At 74.5% G+C, this 20,959-nt stretch carries 2 protein-coding genes (1 of these 2 cut by a window edge); both read left to right on the top strand.

Annotation, left to right across the window (positions count from 1 at the left end):
• Positions 1-5,210, top strand: the final stretch of a protein-coding gene (locus tag ACWC5C_RS32195) for a type I polyketide synthase (protein ID WP_450881261.1). It extends 10,909 nt beyond the left edge of the window; only the last 5,210 of its 16,119 coding nucleotides appear in the window; its start codon lies off the left edge, out of view; its stop codon occupies positions 5,208-5,210.
• Positions 5,207-20,932 carry a type I polyketide synthase gene (locus ACWC5C_RS32190; protein ID WP_450881195.1) on the top strand — a complete coding sequence of 5,242 codons (15,726 nt, stop codon included), beginning with the start codon at positions 5,207-5,209 and terminating at the stop codon, positions 20,930-20,932. The genes ACWC5C_RS32195 and ACWC5C_RS32190 overlap by 4 nt, the downstream gene beginning before the upstream one ends.
• Positions 20,933-20,959 lie beyond the last annotated feature (27 nt).

Genomic DNA, 20,959 nt, shown 5'->3' with positions numbered 1-20,959 from the left:
ACCGGCTGCTCCTGGAGACTTCCTGGGAGGCGTTCGAGCGGGCGGGCATCGACCCCGGCACCCTCAAGGGCAGCCGTACCGGTGTCTTCGCCGGAATCATGTACCAGGACTACGCCTCCCAGACCGGCACCGTCCCCGAGGGCGTCGACGGCTACCTGGGCTCGGGCAACGCGGGCAGCATCGCTTCGGGGCGTGTCGCCTACTCCTTCGGGCTGGAAGGCGCGGCCATGACCGTGGACACCGCCTGCTCGTCCTCGCTGGTCGCCCTGCACCTCGCCGCGCAGGCCCTCCGACAGGGGGAGTGCACGCTCGCGCTGGCCGGTGGCGTCTCCGTGATGTCCACGCCGAACACCTTCGTGGAGTTCTCGCGCCAGCGCGGGCTCGCCGCCGACGGCCGTTGCAAGTCCTTCGCGGACGCGGCGGACGGCACTGCCTGGGGCGAGGGCGCGGGCATGCTGCTGCTGGAGCGGCTGTCGGATGCCCGTCGCAACGGTCACCGGGTGTTGGCGGTGGTGCGAGGGAGTGCCGTGAACCAGGATGGCGCGTCGAATGGGTTGACGGCGCCGAATGGTCCGTCGCAGCAGCGGGTGATCCGTCAGGCGCTCGCCAGCGCCGGGCTCACCTCGGCCGAGGTGGACGCGGTGGAGGCGCACGGTACGGGGACCCGGCTGGGTGACCCGATCGAGGCGCAGGCGCTCCTCGCCACCTACGGGCAGGAACGCGAACAGCCCCTGTGGCTGGGTTCGGTGAAGTCGAATCTCGGGCATACGCAGGCGGCCGCGGGTGTGGCCGGTGTGATCAAGATGGTGATGGCGATGCGGCACGGTGTGCTGCCGCGGACCCTGCACGTGGATCAGCCCTCACAGCAGGTGGACTGGTCTGCGGGTGAGGTGGAGCTGCTGGCCGAGGCGCGGGAGTGGCCGGTGACCGGGCACGCGCGGCGGGCCGGGGTGTCCTCCTTCGGGCTCAGCGGCACCAACGCGCACGTGGTCCTGGAACAGGTCCCGCAGGACGAACCGGTCGACTCGGCGGAGACGGTGAACGTCGACTCCCCGGTCGTGCCCTGCGTGCTGTCCGGACGCACGGATGCGGCCCTGCGGGCCCAGGCCCGGCGCCTGGCCGAGCATGTGCGTTCCCGCCCGGAGGCGGCACCGGCCGACATCGCCCTGTCGCTGGCCACGACGCGGGCGGCGCTGGAACACCGGGCGGCCGTCGTCTCCGGGGACCGGGACGAACTCCTCGCTGGGCTGGCCGCGTTGGCCGAGGGCGCGCCGGGGCTCGTACGTGGCTCGGCCGGTGAGGCTGGTCGGGTCGGGTTCCTGTTCACGGGGCAGGGGGCGCAGCGGGTCGGGATGGGCCGGGAGCTGTATGCGGCGTTCCCAGTGTTCGCGGAGGCGTTCGACGCGGTGTGTGCGCGGTCGGACGCGGAGTTGAACCGGTCGTTGCGGGAGGTCGTCTTCGAGGACGCGGCCGCGCTCGATCAGACGGTTTACACGCAGGCGGGTTTGTTCGCTGTGGAAGTGGCGTTGTTCCGGCTTCTGGAGTCCTGGGGTGTGACGCCGGATGTCCTGTTGGGGCATTCGATCGGTGAGTTGGCTGCCGCGTATGTGGCGGGGGTGTGGTCGCTGGAGGACGCGTGCACGTTGGTGGCGGCGCGTGGTCGTTTGATGCAGGCGCTGCCCTCCGGGGGCGCGATGGTAGCGGTGCAGGCGAGCGAGGCCGAGGTCGCCGAGGCGCTGACCGGCCTGGACACGGTATCGATCGCCGCCGTCAACGGGCCCACCTCCGTGGTGATGTCCGGCGACGAGGACGTCGTACGTGAGATGGCCGAGCGGTTCGCCGAGCAGGGGCGCAAGACCAAGCGTCTGACGGTCTCGCACGCCTTCCATTCCCCGCGTATGGAGCCGATGCTGGCGGAGTTCCGTCAGGTGGCCGAGAAGCTGTCCTACGATGCGCCGCGCATCCCTCTTGTCTCGAACTTGACCGGTGGGATGGCCACCGCCGAGGAGTTGTGTTCTCCGGAGTACTGGGTGCGGCATGTCCGTGAGGCGGTCCGTTTCGCGGACGGGCTCAGGTCCCTGGACGAGCTGGGCGTACGGACCCTGATCGAGCTGGGCCCGGACGGCGTCCTGTCCGCGATGGGCCGGGAGAGCACCGACGCCGCTTTCGTGCCCGCCCTGCGCAAGGACCGCCCGGAGACGCAGGCCCTGACATCCGCTGTCGCCCAGGCGTATGTCCGTGGAGTTCCCGTCGACTGGGCGGCGTTCTTCGCCGGGCGCGGCGCCAGGGCGGTCGAGCTGCCCACCTACGCCTTCCAGCGCGAACGCTACTGGCTTGGCCGTGGCCGACCCGCGCCGGACGTGGAACTTGCCGGTCTGGGCACAGCGGACCATCCGCTGCTGGGTGCGGCGGTGGAACTGCCGGACACAGGCCAGCTGTTGTTCACCGGCCGACTGTCGCTTGAGACGCATCCGTGGCTCGCGGAACACGCAGTGATGGGCTCAGTGCTGCTGCCGGGCACGGCGTTCGTGGAGCTGGCCGTACGGGCGGCCGACGCCTGCGGTTGTGACGAGGTCGCGGAACTGACCCTCCAAGCGCCGCTGATCCTGCCGGAGCGGGGCGGCGTACGGTTCCAGCTGCTGGTGAGCGGGCCGGGCGAGGACGGACGGCGCGAGTTCAGCGTCCACGCGACGCCGGAGCGGGCGACGGACGAGCAGGTGTGGACCCGGCACGCGACCGGCGTGCTGGTTCCCGTCACCGGCAGCGCGGTCCCGCCCGCCGAGCTGCGCGTATGGCCTCCGGCGGGGGCGACGCCGCTGGCGGCCGACACCTTCTACGACCGTGCCGCGCGAGCCGGGTTCGGATACGGTCCGGCGTTCCAGGGGCTGCGGGCCGCCTGGCGGCTGGGCGACCAGTTGTTCGCGGAGATCGAGTCGGCGGACGATGCCACGGCAGGTGCCGAGGCGTTCGCGTTGCATCCGGCCCTGCTGGACGCGGCCCTGCACACGCTCGGGCTGACTGCGGACGGCGCGGACGGCGCGGACGACGCAGATGGCGTGGACCGCGCGCGGCTGCCGTACGCCTGGTCCGGGATCCGGCTGCATTCCGCTGGCGCCAGCGCCCTGAGGGTGCGGCTGTCGGTCGCGGAGAACGACGTGCTGGCACTGGACGTCGCCGACCGCAACGGGCTTCCGGTGGCGAGCGTGGCGTCGCTGACGCTGCGCCCGGTGACCGGGGAACAGCTCAGGGCGGCCCGCGGCGGCCACCGGGACGCGCTGTTCCGGCTCGACTGGACCGTGGCGGCCCCCGTGAGCACCGTACGACCGGCCGCGTGCGCCGTGGTGGGCCCGGACAGCCTGGGACTCGCCGACGGGCTGCGAGCGGGCGGTGTCGCCGTGTCCGCCCACCCGGAGAGCCTGCGGGACGCCCTCGAGGAAGGGGCCGAGCTGGTGTTCTTCGACAGCTCGGGCCCGGGGAGCGAGGGGCAGGACACCCCGGGCGCGGTCGCCGCGGCCACCAGCAGCGCGCTGGCCGTCGTACAGCGATGGCTGGCCGAAGAGCGCACGACCGGGGCGCGGCTGGTGCTGGTGACGCGGGGCGCGGTGGGCACGGGGGTGCCGGGCGAGGGGGCGCCGGACCCGGTGCAGGCGGCGGTCTGGGGGCTGGTGCGCTCCGCGCAGTCGGAGCATCCGGACCGGTTCGTGCTGCTGGACATCGATGAGGACGAGGCTTCCCGGCGGCAGTTGACGGCCTGTGCCGTCAGCGGTGAGCCGCAGGTCGCACTGCGTGCCGGGACCGCGTATGTGCCGAGGCTGGAGCGTATGACCGGCGCGGAGCCGGGCGGTCGGGGCTGGGACGGAGCCGGAACCGTGCTGATCACTGGCGGGACCGGGGCGCTGGGGAAGCTGGTGGCCCGGCATCTGGTGGCCGAACACGGCGTCCGCAGCCTGCTGTTGGCCAGTCGGCGGGGCGAGGCCGCGCCCGGTGCGGCGGAGCTGGTGACCGAACTCGCCGCCGCCGGTGCGTCGGTGCGGATTGCCGCGGCGGACACCGCGGACCGGGACGCCCTCGCACGCCTTCTCGCGGAGATCCCCGCCGAGCGTCCGCTGACCGCCGTAGTGCACACCGCTGGCGTGCTGGACGACGGCGTGGTGGCCTCGCTGACACCGGACCGGCTGGCCGAAGTGTCGCGGCCCAAGGCGGACGCGGCGTGGCATCTGCACGAGCTGACCCGTGACCTGGACCTGTCGGCGTTCGTCCTGTTCTCCTCCTCCGCCGGGGTCTTCGGCGGCGCGGGCCAGGCCGGATACGCCGCGGCCAACTCCTTCCTGGACGCGCTCGCCCACCACCGGCGCCACCAGGGCCTGCCCGCGACCTCGCTGGCCTGGGGACTGTGGGAGCAGGACGACACCGGCATGGCCGGTGGCCTCGACGAGGCGGACCTCGCGCGGGTCCAACGGCTGGGCATGTCCCCGCTGTCCCCGGCGGAGGGCCTGGCCCTGTTCGACCTCGCGCACGCCGCCGACGAGCCCGTGCCCGTACCGGCCCGGCTGGACCTGACCGGAATGCGGAACCAGGCTGCCCGGGGCGGCGCCGTACCAGCCCTGCTGCGGGGCCTGCTGCCCGCGCCCGCCCGCCCGGCCACGCACGACGGTCCGGCGGCACCGAGTGGACTTGTCGAGCAGCTGGCCGGGCTGTCGGAGAGTGAGCAGGAGCGCGCCGTGCTCCAGTGGGTGCGCGAGGAGACCGAGACGGTCCTCGGTCACCGCGCCCCCGGCGTCTTCGACCCCGAACGCGGATTCATGGAGTCCGGCTTCGACTCGCTGACCGCCGTGGAACTGCGCACCCGGCTCGCCTCGCTCACCGGGCTCCACCTGCCCGCCACGCTGCTCTTCGACTATCCGGCACCGCTCGAACTGGCCCGCCACCTGCGGGCCCTGCTCGCGCCGGCCCCGGCCGCCGCGCCGTCGGTCGACGCGGAACTCGACCACATCGAAGCGGCCCTCGCCGGGCTCGCCGACGACCAGGACCAGCGCGCCCGGGTCGCGCTGCGGCTGGAGAGCCTGCTGGCCAAGTTGGGCGGCGGCCGTAGCGACGCGCATCCGGACCCCGGACCGGCGGCCGGTGCCGTCAGCCTGGCCGACCGGCTCGCATCGTCGACCGACGACGAACTCTTCGACTTGGTCGACAAAGACCTCGGCCTCTCATGAGTCGCCAGGTGAACGAAACCCCACGCTTTCCGCACGCCATGAGGAGCCAACGTCAAGTGGAGAATGAGCAGAAGCTTCGGGACTACCTCAAGCGAGCCATCGCCGAGCTGCACGAGACGCGGCAGCGGCTGCGCGAGGCCGAGTCCCACGAGCCGGAGCTCATCGCGATCGTGGGAATGAGCTGCCGGTACCCCGGAGGCGTGCGGTCTCCGGAGGACCTGTGGCGTCTCGTCGACTCCGGCACGGACGCCGTCTCCGGCTTCCCGGACGACCGTGGCTGGGACCTGGACGGACTGTTCGACCCCGACCCGGACCACCCCGGCACCTCCTACGTCCGCGAGGCCGGCTTCCTGCACGACGCCGCCCGCTTCGACGCCGCGTTCTTCGGCATCTCGCCGCGCGAGGCGGTGGCCATGGACCCGCAGCAGCGGCTGCTGCTGGAAAGTTCCTGGGAGGCGTTCGAACACGCCGGCATCGACCCGAAGACCATGCGCGGCAGCCGCACCGGCATCTTCGCGGGCGTCATGTACCACGACTACCTCGCCCGGCTGCACGACGTTCCCGAGGAGTTCGAGGGCTACCTCAGCCAGGGCAGCGCGGGCAGCATCGCCTCCGGCCGCGTCGCCTACACGCTCGGCCTGGAAGGGCCGGCCGTCACCGTCGACACCGCCTGCTCCTCGTCGCTGGTGGCCCTGCACCTGGCCGCCCAGGCGCTGCGCGAGGGCGAATGCTCCCTCGCCCTGGCCAGCGGCGTCACCGTGATGTCCTCACCGGCCACCTTCCTGGAGTTCTCCCGGCAGCGCGGACTGGCGCCCGACGGACGGTGCAAACCGTTCGCCGCCGCCGCCGACGGCACCGGCTGGGGCGAGGGCGTCGGCATGCTCCTGCTGGAGCGGCTCTCCGACGCCCGGCGCAACGGACACCCGGTGCTCGCCGTCGTGCGCGGCAGCGCCGTCAACCAGGACGGCGCCAGCAGCAGGCTCACCGCACCCAACGGGCCCGCCCAGCAGCGGGCCATCCAGCAGGCGCTGAGCAACGCCCGGCTGACCCCCGCCGACGTGGACGCCGTCGAGGCGCACGGCACCGGAACGACGCTGGGCGACCCGATCGAAGCGCAGGCCCTGCTCGCCACCTACGGCGGGCAGCGGCGGGACGGGCAGCCGCTGTGGCTGGGCTCCGTCAAGTCCAACATCGGGCACACCCAGGCGGCCGCCGGTGTCGCCGGGGTCATCAAGATGGTGCTGGCGATGCGGCACGGCGTGCTGCCGCGCACCCTGCACGTGGACGAACCCACCCCCCAGGTGGACTGGACGGCCGGGGCCGTCGAACTCCTCACCGAGAACACGCCCTGGCCTCGCACCGGCGCCCCGCGCCGTGCCGCCGTGTCCTCCTTCGGAGTGAGCGGCACCAACGCCCATGTGATCCTGGAGCAGCCGGAGCCCGCCGAGCACGCCGCTCCCGAGCACGCCGCTCCCGAGCACGCCGCTCCCGAGCACGCCGCTCCCGAACACGCCGCTCCCGATCACACCGCTCCCGAGGGCTCCGCTCCCGAGGGTGACTCAGACGGCGCGCTGCCCTGGGTCCTGTCCGCCCGCACCCCGGCTGCCCTGTCCGAGCAGGCCACCCGGCTCGCGGCACATCTACGGGACCACCCCGCGCTGCGCCCGGCCGACATCGGCCACTCCCTCGCCACCACCCGTGCCCTCTTCGAGCATCGAGCCGTCGTCGTCGGCAGCGACCGCGAACGGCTGCTCGCCGGACTCGACAGCCTCGCCGCGGGCACCGAGCCGGCCGGGGTGGTGCGCGGTGCGGCCACCGGCGGCGCCGACGACATCGTCTTCGTCTTCCCCGGACAGGGTTCCCAATGGGCCGGTATGGCCATCGAACTGCTCGACACCTCCGAGGTGTTCGCGGCACGGATGCGCGAGTGCGCGGCCGCCCTGGAACCCTTCACCGACTGGTCGCCGCTCGACGTCGTGCGCGACGTGCCCGGCGCACCGTCCCTGGACCGGGTCGACGTGGTCCAGCCGGTGCTGTTCGCGGTGATGGTGTCCCTGGCCGCCCTCTGGGAGGCCCACTGGGTCAAGCCCACCGCGGTGGTCGGCCACTCCCAGGGCGAGATCGCCGCCGCCGTGGTGGCCGGTGCGCTCACCCTGGAGGACGCCGCCCGGGTGGTCACCCTGCGCAGCCAGGCTCTGACCGAACTCTCCGGCAAGGGCGGCATGGTGTCCGTGGCGCTGCCCGTCGCCGAACTGGAACAGCGGCTCACCCGCTGGGCGGACCGGCTGTCCGTCGCCGCGATCAACGGCCCCGCCTCCGTCGTCGTCTCCGGCGACACCCAGGCCCTTGACGAACTGCTCGCCGAGTGCGCGGCCCAGGAGATCCGGGCCCGCCGTGTCTCCGTCGACTACGCCTCCCACTCCGCCCACGTGGAGGCCATCGAGGAGCGGCTGCTCGCGGCCCTGGCGCCGATCGCGCCGCGCACCGCCGAGGTGACGCTGTGCTCCACGGTGACCGGCGAACCCATCGACACCGCCGCACTCGACGCCGCCTACTGGTACCGCAACCTGCGCCGCACGGTCCGCTTCGAGGAAGCGGTACGCACCCTGTCGCAGCGCCGCCGCGCCGTGTTCATCGAGGTGAGCCCGCACCCCGTGCTGACCATGGGGATGCAGGAAGTGCTGTCCGGCATCGACGGCGCGGCCTTCGCTCTGGGCACCCTGCGCCGAGGCGAGGGCGGCCTCGAACGCTTCCTCGTCTCCCTCGCGGAGGCCCACACTCAGGGCGTCGGCGTCGACTGGCGGCCGGTGTTCGCCGGCCGTGACCCGCGGCGAGTGGAACTGCCCACCTACGCCTTCCAGCGGGAGCACTTCTGGCTCCGGGGGTCCGGCCGTCCGGGCGACACCGCCGGTCTCGGTCTCGGCTCGGCCGACCACCCGCTGCTGGGCGCGGCGGTCACCCTGGCCGACGGCAACGGCTTCCTGCTGACCGGGCGGCTGTCGCTGTCCACCCACCCCTGGCTCGCCCACCACGCCGTCGCGGGCGCGGTCCTGCTGCCCGGTACCGCCTTCGTGGAACTGGCGGTCAACGCGGGCGACCAGGTCGGCTGCGGCCGGGTGGCGGAACTGACGCTGCACGCCCCGCTGCCGCTCGCCGAATCCGCCCCGGTCGACCTCCAGCTGCTGGTCGGCGCACCCGACGCGGACGGACACCGACGGCTGAGCGTGCACGCCCGTCGCGCGGGCGCCGCCACCGACGAGCCGTGGACCCTGCACGCGGACGGCGTCCTCGCCGACAGCGCGGCACCGGTCCAAGACGGCCCGGCCACCTGGCCCCCGGCGGGCGCACGACCGATACCCCTCGAAGACCTGTACCCGCGCCTGGCAGACACCGGCCTGGAGTACGGCCCGCTCTTCCAGGGGCTGCGCGCTCTCTGGCGGGACGGCGACGGCCTGGCCGCCGACGTGGCACTGCCCGAGCACACCGAGGCCGACGCCGAGCGCTACGGGCTGCACCCCGCACTCCTGGACGCCGCCCTGCACGCCATCGGCGCCGCCGGCCTCCTGACGGACCACGACGACCCCGCCGCCGCCGGGGTGCGGCTGCCGTTCTCCTGGACGGGTGTGAGCCTGCACACCGGCGGGGCGTCGGCGCTGCGGGTACGGCTGACCCGGATCGGCGCGGACACCGTCTCGCTCACGGCCAGCGATCTCACCGGCGCGCCCGTGGCCACGGTGGAGTCGCTGACGCTGCGCCCGGTGGCCCCGGAGACGCTGGGCGCCGCCCACGACCCGCTGCGGGGCTCCATGTTCCGCGTGGAGTGGGCACCGGCCCGGCCTCCGTCGAACGAGCGGGAGGCCGCCTCGTACGCGGTGCTGGACGACCGCTTCGGGCTGACGGAGCAACTGGGCGTCCCCGTACGGTCCTACGACGGTACGGGCGCCGCCGACCCCGCTCCGGATGTGGTGCTGGCGCCGGTGCCGGACTGCGGCACGGGTGCCGAAGCCGTCCACCGGGCCGCGCAGTGGGCCCTCGCCCTGCTGCGGTCCTGGACCGAGGACGCGCGTACGGCGGCGTCGCGGCTGGTCATCGTGACCCGTGGCGCGGTGAACGCCGGACCCGGGGACACCGTGCCGGATGCGGCGGCCGCCGCCGTGTGGGGCCTGGCGCGCTCCGCGCAGGCCGAGCACCCGGACCGGTTCGTCCTGCTGGACCTCGACGAGCACGCCGCGTCGCCCGGCGCGGTCCCGGCCGCGATCGCCACCGGTGAGCCGCAGCTCGCCGTACGCACCGGCACCGCCTTCGCCGCCCGCCTCACCCGCGCCACCGCACCGGCAGCCCCCACCACCCGCCCCGCCTTCCCCGCCGACGGCACCGTCCTCATCACCGGCGGCACCGGCGCACTCGGCAAGTTGGTGGCCCGGCACCTGGTGGCCGAGCACGGCGTACGCGGACTGCTGCTGACGAGCCGGCGGGGCGAGGCCGCGCCGGGGGCGGCGGAACTGATGGCCGAACTGACCGCGCTGGGCGCCTCCGTGCAGGTCGCCGCCGTGGACGTGGCGGACCGGGAGGCGCTGGCCGAGGTGCTGGCCGGGATACCGGCCGAGCGACCGCTGACCGGCGTGGTGCACGCCGCGGGCGTCCTCGACGACGGCGTCCTGTCCTCCCTCACCCCCGAGCGGCTGACCGGCGTCCTGCGTCCCAAGACGGACGGGGCCTGGCATCTGCACGAGCTGACCCGCGACCTGGACCTGTCGGCGTTCGTGCTGTTCTCCTCCGCCGCAGGCCTGCTGGGCGCCGCCGGTCAGGCGGGCTACGCCGCCGCGAACAGCGCCCTGGACGCGCTCGCCGAGCACCGCCGGGCGGCCGGACTTCCGGCCCGGTCGCTGGCCTGGGGCCTGTGGGACGAAGACGGCTCCGACATGGCCGGCCGCCTCGACGACGCCGACCTCGCCCGCATCCGGCGCCGGGGCATGGCCCCGCTCACCGCCGCTGAGGGCATGGCGCTGTTCGATATGGCCGGCGCGTGGGGCGACCCCGTCCTCGCGCCGATGCACCTGGACCCGGCCCGCCTGCCCGCCGCCGGGGAACCGCCGCATCTGCTGCGCGCACTGCTGCCCCGTCCGGTCCGCCCCCTCTCGGCCCGCGCCGCCCAGCCGGACGGCACCTTGCCGGAGGCCGTCCGGCGGCTGGCCGGACTGTCCCCGGCCGAACGCGCACGCGCCCTGGAGGACGTGGTCCACACCCATGTGGCGGCGGTCCTCGGCCATGTCTCTCCGGCGGCCATCGAGCCCGACCAGGCGTTCAAGGACCTCGGCTTCGACTCGCTGACCGCGGTGGAACTCCGCAACCGGCTCAGCACCGCCACCGGCCTGCGGCTGCCTCCCACGCTGGCCTTCGACCACCCCAGCCCGCGCGGCCTGGCACGGCACCTGGACGCCGAACTGCTCGGCGCCGCCGAGGAGACCACCGGGCCGGTGGCCGTGACGGGCTCCGGCGAGCCGATCGCCATCGTGGCCATGGCCTGCCGTTTCCCCGGCGGCGTGCGGTCCCCGGAGGACCTGTGGCAGCTGGTCGCCAGCGGCGCGGAGGGCACCGGCGAATTCCCAGCCGACCGCGGCTGGGACCTGGAGCGGCTCCTGCGCGACGCCGACCCCGACACGCCCGGCACCTCTTCCACCTCCGGTGGCGGATTCCTCTACGACGCCGGGGACTTCGACTCCGCGCTGTTCGGCATCTCGCCGCGCGAGGCGGGCATCATGGACCCGCAGCAGCGGCTCCTCCTGGAAACCGCCTGGGAGACCTTCGAACGCGCCGGCATCGACACGGCCACCCTGAAGGGCAGCCGGACCGGCGTCTTCGCCGGCGCCATGCACCAGGGCTACGACACGCAGATCGCCGCCGCCGTCGACGGCGACGAGGGCTATCTCGGCACCGGCAACTCGATCAGCGTGGCCTCCGGCCGGGTCGCCTACACCTTCGGTCTTGAGGGCCCGGCGGTGACCGTCGACACGGCCTGTTCGTCCTCGCTGGTGGCGTTGCATCTGGCCGCCCAGGCGCTGCGGCAGGGCGAGTGCGAACTGGCGCTGGCCGGCGGTGTCACCGTGATGGCCACGCCCTCCACCTTCGTGGAGTTCTCCCGGCAGCGCGGCCTCGCCCCCGACGGACGCGTCAAGGCGTTCGCGGACGGCGCCGACGGCACCGGCCTCGCGGAGGGCGTGGGCCTGCTGCTCGTGGAGCGGCTGTCCGACGCCCGGCGCAACGGCCACCAGGTGCTGGCCATCGTCAAGGGCAGCGCCGTCAACCAGGACGGCGCGTCCAACGGGCTGACCGCGCCCAACGGCCCCGCGCAGCAGCGCGTCATCCGCCAAGCCCTGAGCAGCGCACGCCTGACGTCGGCCGACGTGGACGCGGTGGAGGCGCACGGCACCGGCACCACTCTCGGCGACCCCATCGAGGCGCAGGCCCTGCTCGCGGCGTACGGCCAGGACCGGCCGGAGGACCGGCCGTTGTGGCTGGGAACCGTCAAGTCCAACATCGGGCACACCCAGGCCGCCGCCGGTGTCGCCGGGGTCATCAAGATGGTGCTGGCGATGCGGCACGGCGTGCTGCCGCCCACTCTGCACGTGGACGAGCCGACGCGGCAGGTGGACTGGTCCGCCGGGGCCGTGGAGATCCTGACCGAGGCCCGGGAATGGCCGGCCCTCGACCGGCCGCGCCGCACGGGCGTCTCCTCCTTCGGTATCAGCGGCACCAACGCCCACCTGGTCCTGGAGCAGGCCCCCGACGACCCGGCCTCCGCGCCCGCCGTCGCCGCGGACGCGGACGGCCCGGCGGCGCCGCTGCCGTGGCTGCTCTCGGCCCGTACCGAGACGGCGCTCGGCGCCCAGGCACAGAAGCTCCACGCCCATCTGCGGACCCACCCCGACGCCCGCCCCGCCGACATCGGCCTGTCCCTGGCGGTGACGCGCACGGCCCTGGAGCACCGGGCGGCGATCGTCGGCGACGACCGCGACGACCTGATCGCCGGGCTCGCCGCGCTGGCCGCCGGACGCACCGGGCCCGGCCTGCTGCGGGGCGTGGCGGGCGGTCGCGGCCGGGTGGGCTTCCTGTTCACCGGGCAGGGAGCCCAGCGCGTCGGAACGGGGCGTGAACTGTACGCCGTCTTCCCGGTGTTCGCGCAGGCCCTCGACGCGGTGTGCGCGCGCTTCGAGGGGCTGCTGGAGCGTCCGCTGAAGGAGGTCCTGTTCGCCGACGCGACCGCCCTCGACCAGACCTACTACACCCAGGCGGCCCTGTTCGCGCTGGAAGTCGCCCTGTACCGGCTGCTGGAGTCCTGGGGCGTCACCCCGGACCGGCTGGTGGGCCACTCCATCGGCGAACTGTCCGCCGCCCACGTGGCGGGTGTGCTGTCCCTGGACGACGCCTGCGCGCTGGTCGCCGCCCGCGGCCGCCTGATGCAGGCGCTGCCCGCCGGCGGTGCGATGGTCGCCGTCCAGGCCACCGAGGACGAGGTCGCCGCCGCGCTGGCCGGGCGGACCGACCGGGCGTCGGTCGCCGCCGTCAACGGTCCGGCCGCCACGGTCGTCTCGGGCGACGAGGACGTCGTCCTGGAGATCGCCGCCGATCTCGCCCGGCAGGGCCGCAAGACCCGGCGGCTGGCGGTGTCGCACGCCTTCCACTCCCCGCGCATGGAACCCATGCTGGCCGAGTACCGCGAGGTCGCGGCGGGCCTGACGTTCCACCCGCCGAGGATCGGGCTGATGTCCGCCGTGACGGGCGAGCCCGCCACGGCCGAGGACCTGTGCTCGCCCGACTACTGGGTACGCCAGGTGCGCAGGCCGGTCCGATTCGCCGACACGGTCCGCGCCCTGGCCGGGCAGGGCGTCACCACCCTGATCGAGCTGGGCCCCGACGGCGTGCTGTCCGCCATGGCGCGGGAGACGCTGGACGAGGACGCCCCGGCCGACCGCCCCGAGACCGTGACCCTGCCCCTCCTGCGGGAGGGCCGCCCAGAGGCCCACACCCTGGTCGCCGCGCTGTCCGGCGCGCACACCCGGGGCGTGCCCGTGGACTGGGCCCGCTTCTTCACCGGCCGGGACGCACGAGAGGTGGTACTGCCCACCTACGCCTTCCAGCACGAACGGTACTGGCCGCAGGCCCCGGCGCCCTCCACCCCGGAGCCCGCCGCGGACCCGGCGGACGCCGCGTTCTGGGACGCCGTCGAGCGCACCGACGTGACGGCGGTGGCCGACGCCCTCGAGGTCGGCGAGGACCGGCGGACCTCGCTCAGCGACGTGCTGCCCGCCCTGTCCTCCTGGCGGCAGCGCCACCGTGCGCGCTCCACCGCGGACTCCTGGCGCTACCGCGTCACCTGGCGGCCCACCACCCACCCCGCCGCCCCGCCGCTCACCGGACGCTGGCTGGCGATCGTCCCCGAGACCCAGACCCAGACCCAGACCCAGACCCAGACCGACACCGAGACCGTGCCCGCGCGGCAGTGGGCCACCGCCGCCACGGACGCCCTGCGCGCTCACGGCGCTCGCGTGGACGTCGTCGAGGCGGGCGCGGGCGGCCGTACCGAACTCGCCGGACGGCTGGCCGGCCACCGCGAGCCGGTCGACGGCGTGCTCTCGCTGCTCGCCGCCGACGACGAGCGCGGCGCTCTGCTCACCGTCGAACTGATCCAGGCACTGGGCGACGCGGGCGTGCCCGCACCCCTGTGGTGCCTGACGAGCGGCGCGGTCTCCGTGAACCGCTCCGATCGCCCCGCGCACCCGGCCCAGGCCCGGATCTGGGGCCTGGGCCGCGTCGCGGCGCTGGAGCACCCGGACCGCTGGGGCGGCCTCGTCGACCTTCCGGAACACCTCGACGAACGATCCGCCTCCCGCCTCACCGGCCTGCTCGCGGGCACCGGCGACGAGAGCGAACTGGCCGTGCGGGCCGCGGGCGTGTTCGTACGACGCCTGGTCCGCGAGCCCCGCCCGGCCGGGCCCGCGACGGCGCCACGCCTGTCCGGCACCGTCCTGGTCACCGGCGGCACCGGCGCGCTGGGCGCCCGGACCGCCCGCTGGCTGGCCCGCCACGGCGCCGAACACCTGCTCCTCATCGGCCGCCGAGGCCCGACGGCCGAGGGCGCGGCCGCACTCCGCGACGAACTGGCCGGACTCGGCACCGAGGCCACCATCGCGGCCTGCGACGTCGCCGCCCCCGACGAACTCGCCGAGGTCCTGGCGGCCATCCCGGCCGACCGGCCGCTGACCGCCGTCGTCCACGCGGCCGGCGTCCTCGACGACGGGGTCCTCGACGGGCTCACGCCCGACCGGTTCACCGCCGTACTGCGCGCCAAGGCCGACGGCGCCCGGAACCTGCACCGCCTGACCCGCGACATGGACCTGTCGGCGTTCGTGCTGTTCTCCTCCCTGGCCGGTGTCGTCGGCAGCGCTGGCCAGGCCAACTACGCGGCCGCCAACGCCTGTCTGGACGCTCTCGCCGAGCAGCGCCGGGCCGACGGACTGCCCGCCGTATCCATCGCCTGGGGCGCCTGGGCGGACGCCGGAATGGCCGAGTCCGAGGACACCGCCCACCACCTCGCCCGTGGCGGCGTGACCCCCATGGACCCCGAGGCCGCGCTCGCCGCCCTGGCCCGCTGCTGGCAGCAGGACACGGCCGGGAGCGTCGTCGCGGACATCGACTGGGACCGGTTCACGGCCCATCTGGCCCACCCCCGGCAGCACACGCTGCTGGCCGACCTCCCCGAGATGCGCCGGGATGGCGGGGCGACGGCCCGGACCCCGGCCGGAGGCACCGACGACCTCGTACGGCGGCTGATGGCCCTGCCCACCGACGAACGGCCGCGCCTCGTACGGGAACTGGTCCTCGACCAGGTGGCCGCCGTGCTCGGACACCGGGCCCAGGGCGCCGTACCGGCGCGCACCGCCTTCCGCGAGCTGGGCTTCGACTCGCTGAGCGCGCTCGAACTGCGCAACGCGCTGACCGCCGCCACCGGACTGCCCCTGCCCGCGACCCTGGTCTTCGACCACCCCACCCCGCGCGACCTGGCCGTCCACCTGACCGCCGAACTCCTCGGCGACGTGCGGACGGAAGAGACCGGGGCGGGCGCCCCGGGAGCGCACGACGAACCGCTGGCCATCGTGGCGATGAGCTGCCGGTTCCCCGGCGGCGCGAACTCGCCGGAGCAGCTGTGGGGCCTGCTGCGAGACGGCGCCGACGCGATCGGGGACTTCCCCGCCGACCGAGGCTGGGACCTGGCCAAGCTGTACGACCCGGACCCCGACCGGCCCGGGACCTCGTACGTCCGCGAAGGCGGATTCTTGCACGACGCGGCCGACTTCGACGCCGGGTTCTTCGGCATCAGTCCGCGTGAGGCCCTCGCCATGGACCCGCAGCAGCGGCTGCTGATGGAGACCTCCTGGGAGGTCTTCGAACGGGCGGGCATCGACCCCGACGCCCTCCACGGCAGCCGGACCGGCGTCTATGTCGGAACCAACGGCCAGGACTACGCCTCCCTGCTGCTGAACTCCGCCGAGGACCTGGCGGGATACCTCGCCACCGGCAACTCGGCCAGCGTGGTGTCCGGACGGCTCGCCTACACCTTCGGCTTCGAGGGCCCGGCGGTGACCGTCGATACCGCGTGCTCCTCCTCGCTGGTGGCGCTGCACCTGGCGGCCCAGGCCCTGCGTTCGGGGGAGTGCTCCCTGGCGCTGGCCGGCGGCGTCTCCGTGATGAGCACCCCCGGGGCCTTCATCGAGTTCTCCCGGCAGCGCGGTTTGGCTCCGGACGGCCGTTGCAAGGCCTTCGCGGACGCGGCGGACGGCACCGGCTGGGGCGAGGGCGTCGGTGTGCTCCTCGTGGAGCGGCTGTCCGACGCGGAGCGCCATGGGCATCCGGTGTTGGCCGTGCTGCGGGGGAGTGCGGTGAATCAGGATGGTGCGTCGAATGGGTTGACGGCGCCGAATGGTCCGTCGCAGCAGCGGGTGATCCGGCAGGCGCTGGCGAACGCCCGGCTGACGGCGGCCGAGGTGGATGCGGTGGAGGCGCACGGTACGGGGACGACGTTGGGTGACCCGATCGAAGCGCAGGCCCTCCTCGCCACCTACGGGCAGGACCGCGAACAGCCCCTGTGGCTGGGTTCGGTGAAGTCGAACATCGGGCACACGCAGGCGGCCGCCGGTGTGGCCGGTGTGATCAAGATGGTGATGGCGATGCTCCATGGTGAGCTGCCGCGTACGTTGCATGTCGATGAGCCGTCCGCGCATGTGGAGTGGTCGTCTGGCGGGGTGGCGCTGCTGAGGCAGAGTGTGCCGTGGCCCGAGGGCGAGCGGCCTCGCCGCGCGGGTGTCTCCTCCTTCGGTGTCAGTGGCACCAACGCCCACGTCATCGTCGAGCAGGCGCCCACAGGCCCCGAGCCCGCGGTGCCCGACCCCGACGTACGGCCCGACGGCACGGCCCTGCCGTGGCCCCTGTCGGCGAAGACCCCCGACGCGCTGCGCGAGCAGGCCGCCCGGCTGCGCGCCCACCTGGACGCCCACCCGGAGGCCGACCCCGCCGACATCGGGTACGCCCTGGCCACCTCCCGCGCCGCGTTCGCGCACCGGGCGGTGCTGCTCGCCGCCGACCGGGACGGCTTCCGCCGGGCCCTGACCGCCCTGGCCCAGGGCGACAGCGACCCCGCCGTCGTCGAGGGAACCGTCGCCGCCGAGGGCCGGACCGTGTTCGTGTTCCCCGGCCAGGGCTCCCAGTGGGCCCGCATGGCGACGGAACTCCTCGACGCCTCCCCGCTGTTCGAAGAGCGGTTCGCCGCCTGCGCCCGCGCCGTCGAGGCGTACGTCGACTGGTCGCCGTACGACGTGCTGCGCGGCGCGCCCGGCGCGCCCCCGCTGGAGCGGGTGGACGTCGTGCAGCCACTGCTGTTCGCCGTCATGGTCTCGCTGGCCGAGCTGTGGCGGGCCCATGGCGTACACCCCGCCGCGGTCGTCGGCCACTCCCAGGGCGAGATCGCCGCCGCCTGCGTCGCGGGCGCCCTGTCCCTGCCGGACGCGGCCCGGGTCGTGACGCTGCGCAGCAAGGCGCTCGGCGCGCTGACCGGCCGAGGCGGCATGGTCTCCGTCGCGCTGCCGCTGGACGAGCTGACCGCACGCCTGGAGCCATTCGGCGGCCGGGTGTCCATCGCCGCGGTCAACGGCCCCGGCTCGGTCGTCGTCTCCGGCGAACCGGACGCGCTGGACCGGCTGATGGCCGACTGCGCCGCCGAGGAGATCCGGGCCCGCCGGATACCCGTGGACTACGCCTCCCACTCCGCCCAGGTCGAGGCCATCCGCGAGGAACTGCTCGCCGAGCTGGCCCCGATCAGCCCGCGCTCCGGGGAGGTGCCCTTCCTGTCGACGGTCACCGGCGACTGGCTGGACACCGAACGGCTCGACGCCGAGTACTGGTACACCAACCTGCGGCAGCCGGTTCGCCTCGACGAGGCCACCAGGCGGCTCGTGGACGCGGACTTCGCCCTGTTCGTCGAGGCCAGCCCGCATCCCGTGCTGACGGTCGGACTCCAGGACAGCTTCGACGCGCTTGGCTGCGACGCCCGCGCGGTCGGCTCCCTGCGCCGGGACGAGGGCGGCACCGACCGTTTCCTGCGGTCGCTGGCCGAGGCCCAGGTGCAGGGCGCCACCCCGGACTGGGACGCGGTGTTCGCGGGGCGGCCCGGCCGGCGCGTCGACCTGCCGACCTACGCGTTCCGGCGTCGGCGCTACTGGCCGCAGGCCGCCCCGGCCACCTCGGGCGACGTGGCCGGGGTCGGTCTCGGCGCCACTGGCCACCCGCTGCTGGGCGCCGCCCTCGAACTGCCCGACTCCGACGGGCTGGTGTTCACCGGTCGGCTCTCCCTGGACACGCATCCCTGGCTGGCGGACCACCTGGTGCTGGGCTCCGTGCTGCTGCCCGGCACGGCGTTCGTGGAACTGGCGCTGCGCGCCGGCCGCCAGGCCGACTGCGAACTGGTGGAGGAACTCACCCTGGAGGCGCCACTGTTGGTGCCCGAGCAGGGCGCCGTCGTGCTGCGGCTGACCGTGGCCGCCCCGGACGAGTCCGGACGTCGGGCCCTGGCGCTGCACTCCCGGCCCGACGGAGCCGACCCCCACACCCCGTGGGCCCGGCACGCCGAAGGCACCCTGCTCACCACCGGTTCCGGGCCACGGCCCGGCACCGCGGGCGGCGTCTGGCCACCGGCCGGGGCCGAACCGGTGGCTCTCGACGGCTTCCACGAGCGACTGGCCGACACCGGCGTGGTCTACGGGTCCGCCTTCCAAGGCCTGCGCGCCGTCTGGCGAAGCACCCCCGCTGACACGTCCGACCCAGCGGCCCGCGCGGAGATCCACGCCGAGGTCGAACTGCCCGACGCCATCCGGCCCGACGGCTTCACCCTGCACCCCGTCCTGCTCGACGCGGCCCTCCAGGCAGCCGCCGCCGTCGCGCTCACCGGCGCCCCGGAGGGCGAGCTGCGGGCGAGCCGCCCGTTCTCCTGGCGCGGCATCCGCGTGCACACGCCCGGCACGACCGGCCCGCTGCGGGTCACCCTCGGCACGGACGGCCCCGACACCCTGTCGGTGCGCGTGGCGGACGCCGACGGAACCCCGGTGGCCGAGGTCGACGCGGTGATCTCCCGGCCCGTCTCCCAGGCCGAGCTTCCGGACGCCGCGACCGGCGACGCGCTCCTCCGGCTCGACTGGAAGGCACTACCCGCGCACCCGCGACCAGGCACGGGCCCGCACACCCTGGCCCTCCTCGGCGAGCCCGACGCCGCCCTGACCGACGCGCTCCGCACGACCGGCACGACCCTCGCCACCCACCCCGACCTGGCCGCCCTCACCGCGGCTCACGAGACCGGCACCCCGGTCCCCCCGGTCGTCGTCGCCGCGATCCCGGCCCACCCGGCCGGCGTCACGGACCGAGCCGAAGCGGCCCGTACGACCACCCGCCGGGCCCTGGAACTGCTGCAGACCTGGCTGGCCGACCCCCGCCTCGCCGACTCCCGGCTGGTGCTGCTGACCAGCGCGGCCGTCTCCACCGCCCCGGGCGACGACGTGCCCGGGCTGGTGGGAGCGCCCGTGTGGGGCCTGGCGCGCTCGGCGCAGTCGGAGCACCCCGACCGGTTCGTGCTGATCGACACCGACGGCCACCCGGACTCCCACCGGGCCCTCCCGCGCGCCCTCGCGGTCGCTCTCGACCCGGCCCAGGACGAGACCCAACTCGCCCTGCGCGCGGGCAGGACGCTGGTGCCCAGGCTGAGCCGGGCGAACACCGCCGAAGCGGGAACCCCGGCCGGAACCGCCACGCCCGCCCCGCTCGACCCGGACGGCACCGTCCTGATCACCGGCGCCACGGGGGGCCTCGGGAAGCTGCTCGCCCGCCACTTGGTGAGCGAGCACAAAGTCCGCCACCTGGTCCTGGCCAGCCGACGCGGCCCGGCCGGCGACGGCATGCCCGAACTGAGCGCCGAGCTGGGCGAACTCGGCGCCCAGGTCACCCTGACCGCCTGCGACATCGCCGACCGCGACGCACTCGGACGCCTGCTCAGCGGCATCCCCACCGCCCACCCGCTCACCGCCGTGATCCACACGGCCGGTGTCACCGAGGACGGCGTGATCGACACGCTGACCCCGGACGGGCTGGACCGGGTGCTGCGCCCGAAGGTCGACGCGGTGCTCAACCTGCACGAGCTGACCCGCGATCTGCACCTGGCGGCTTTCGTCCTCTACTCATCCTTCTCCGGCACGCTCGGCAGCCCCGGCATGGCCAACTACGCCGCCGCCAACGCCTTCCTGGACGCCTTCGCCCGGCACCGCGCGGCCCAAGGGCTGCCCGCGACCTCACTGGCCTGGGGTCTGTGGGCGCAGAGCGACGGCATGGGCGGACGCCTGGACGAAGTGGACCGCACCCGCATGGCACGTGGCGGAGTCGCCCCGATGCCCGCCGAGTTCGGCCTCGCCCTGTTCGACACCGCCCTCCAGCGGACCGAAGCCGCACTGGTGCCGACCCGACTCGAACCGGGCACCCTGCGCCGCCAGGCCCAGGCCGCCGGAACCCCGATCCCCGCGATCCTGCGCGACCTGGTCCGCGGCCCCGCCCTGCCGCTGCCCGAGCAGACCCCGACCGGCACCGGCACCCTCCGCGAACGCCTTGAGGCAACGCCCGACAAGGAGCGCGAGCGCCTGGTCCTGGACGTGGTACGGACCCATGTCGCCACCGTCCTCGGCCACAGCGGACCGGAGGAGGTCGGCCCCGGCCAGAGCTTCAAGGAGTCCGGCTTCGACTCCCTGACCGCCGTCGAACTGCGCAACCGCCTGAACGCCGCCACCGGCCAACGGCTCCCCGCCACCCTGGTATTCGACTTTCCGACCCCGGCCGCCGTGGCCCGCCACCTGCTCGCGGAACTCGCACCCGCGCTCGCGGCACCGGCCGTCCCTCTCCTGGCCGACATCGGGAAACTGGAGTCCGCCCTGTCCGCCTTCACCCCCGACGCGATCGCCGGGACGGACATGGACGACGCCGCGCTGGACGGCATCACGGAACGACTGCAGTCCCTGCTCTCCACCTGGCGGGAGACCCGTGCCGAGGTGCTGGGCGACACCGTCCCGCACACAGTCGACTCGGTCGCGGACGACGACATCTTCGACTACATCGACAAGAAATTCGGAAAAGGGTGACCACGTCACCGGACATCCCGCCCTGCC

It is taken from the genome of Streptomyces sp. NPDC001700 (assembly GCF_053596435.1).
The sequence above is the reverse complement of the archived record's forward strand: the minus strand, read 5'-3'. Positions and strand labels throughout refer to the sequence as shown.

Coding starts and splice junctions, on each gene's coding strand:
- ACWC5C_RS32190 (WP_450881195.1), top strand. CDS start 5,207: ATGAGTCGCCAGGTGAACGAAACCCCACGCTTTCCGCACGCCATGAGG.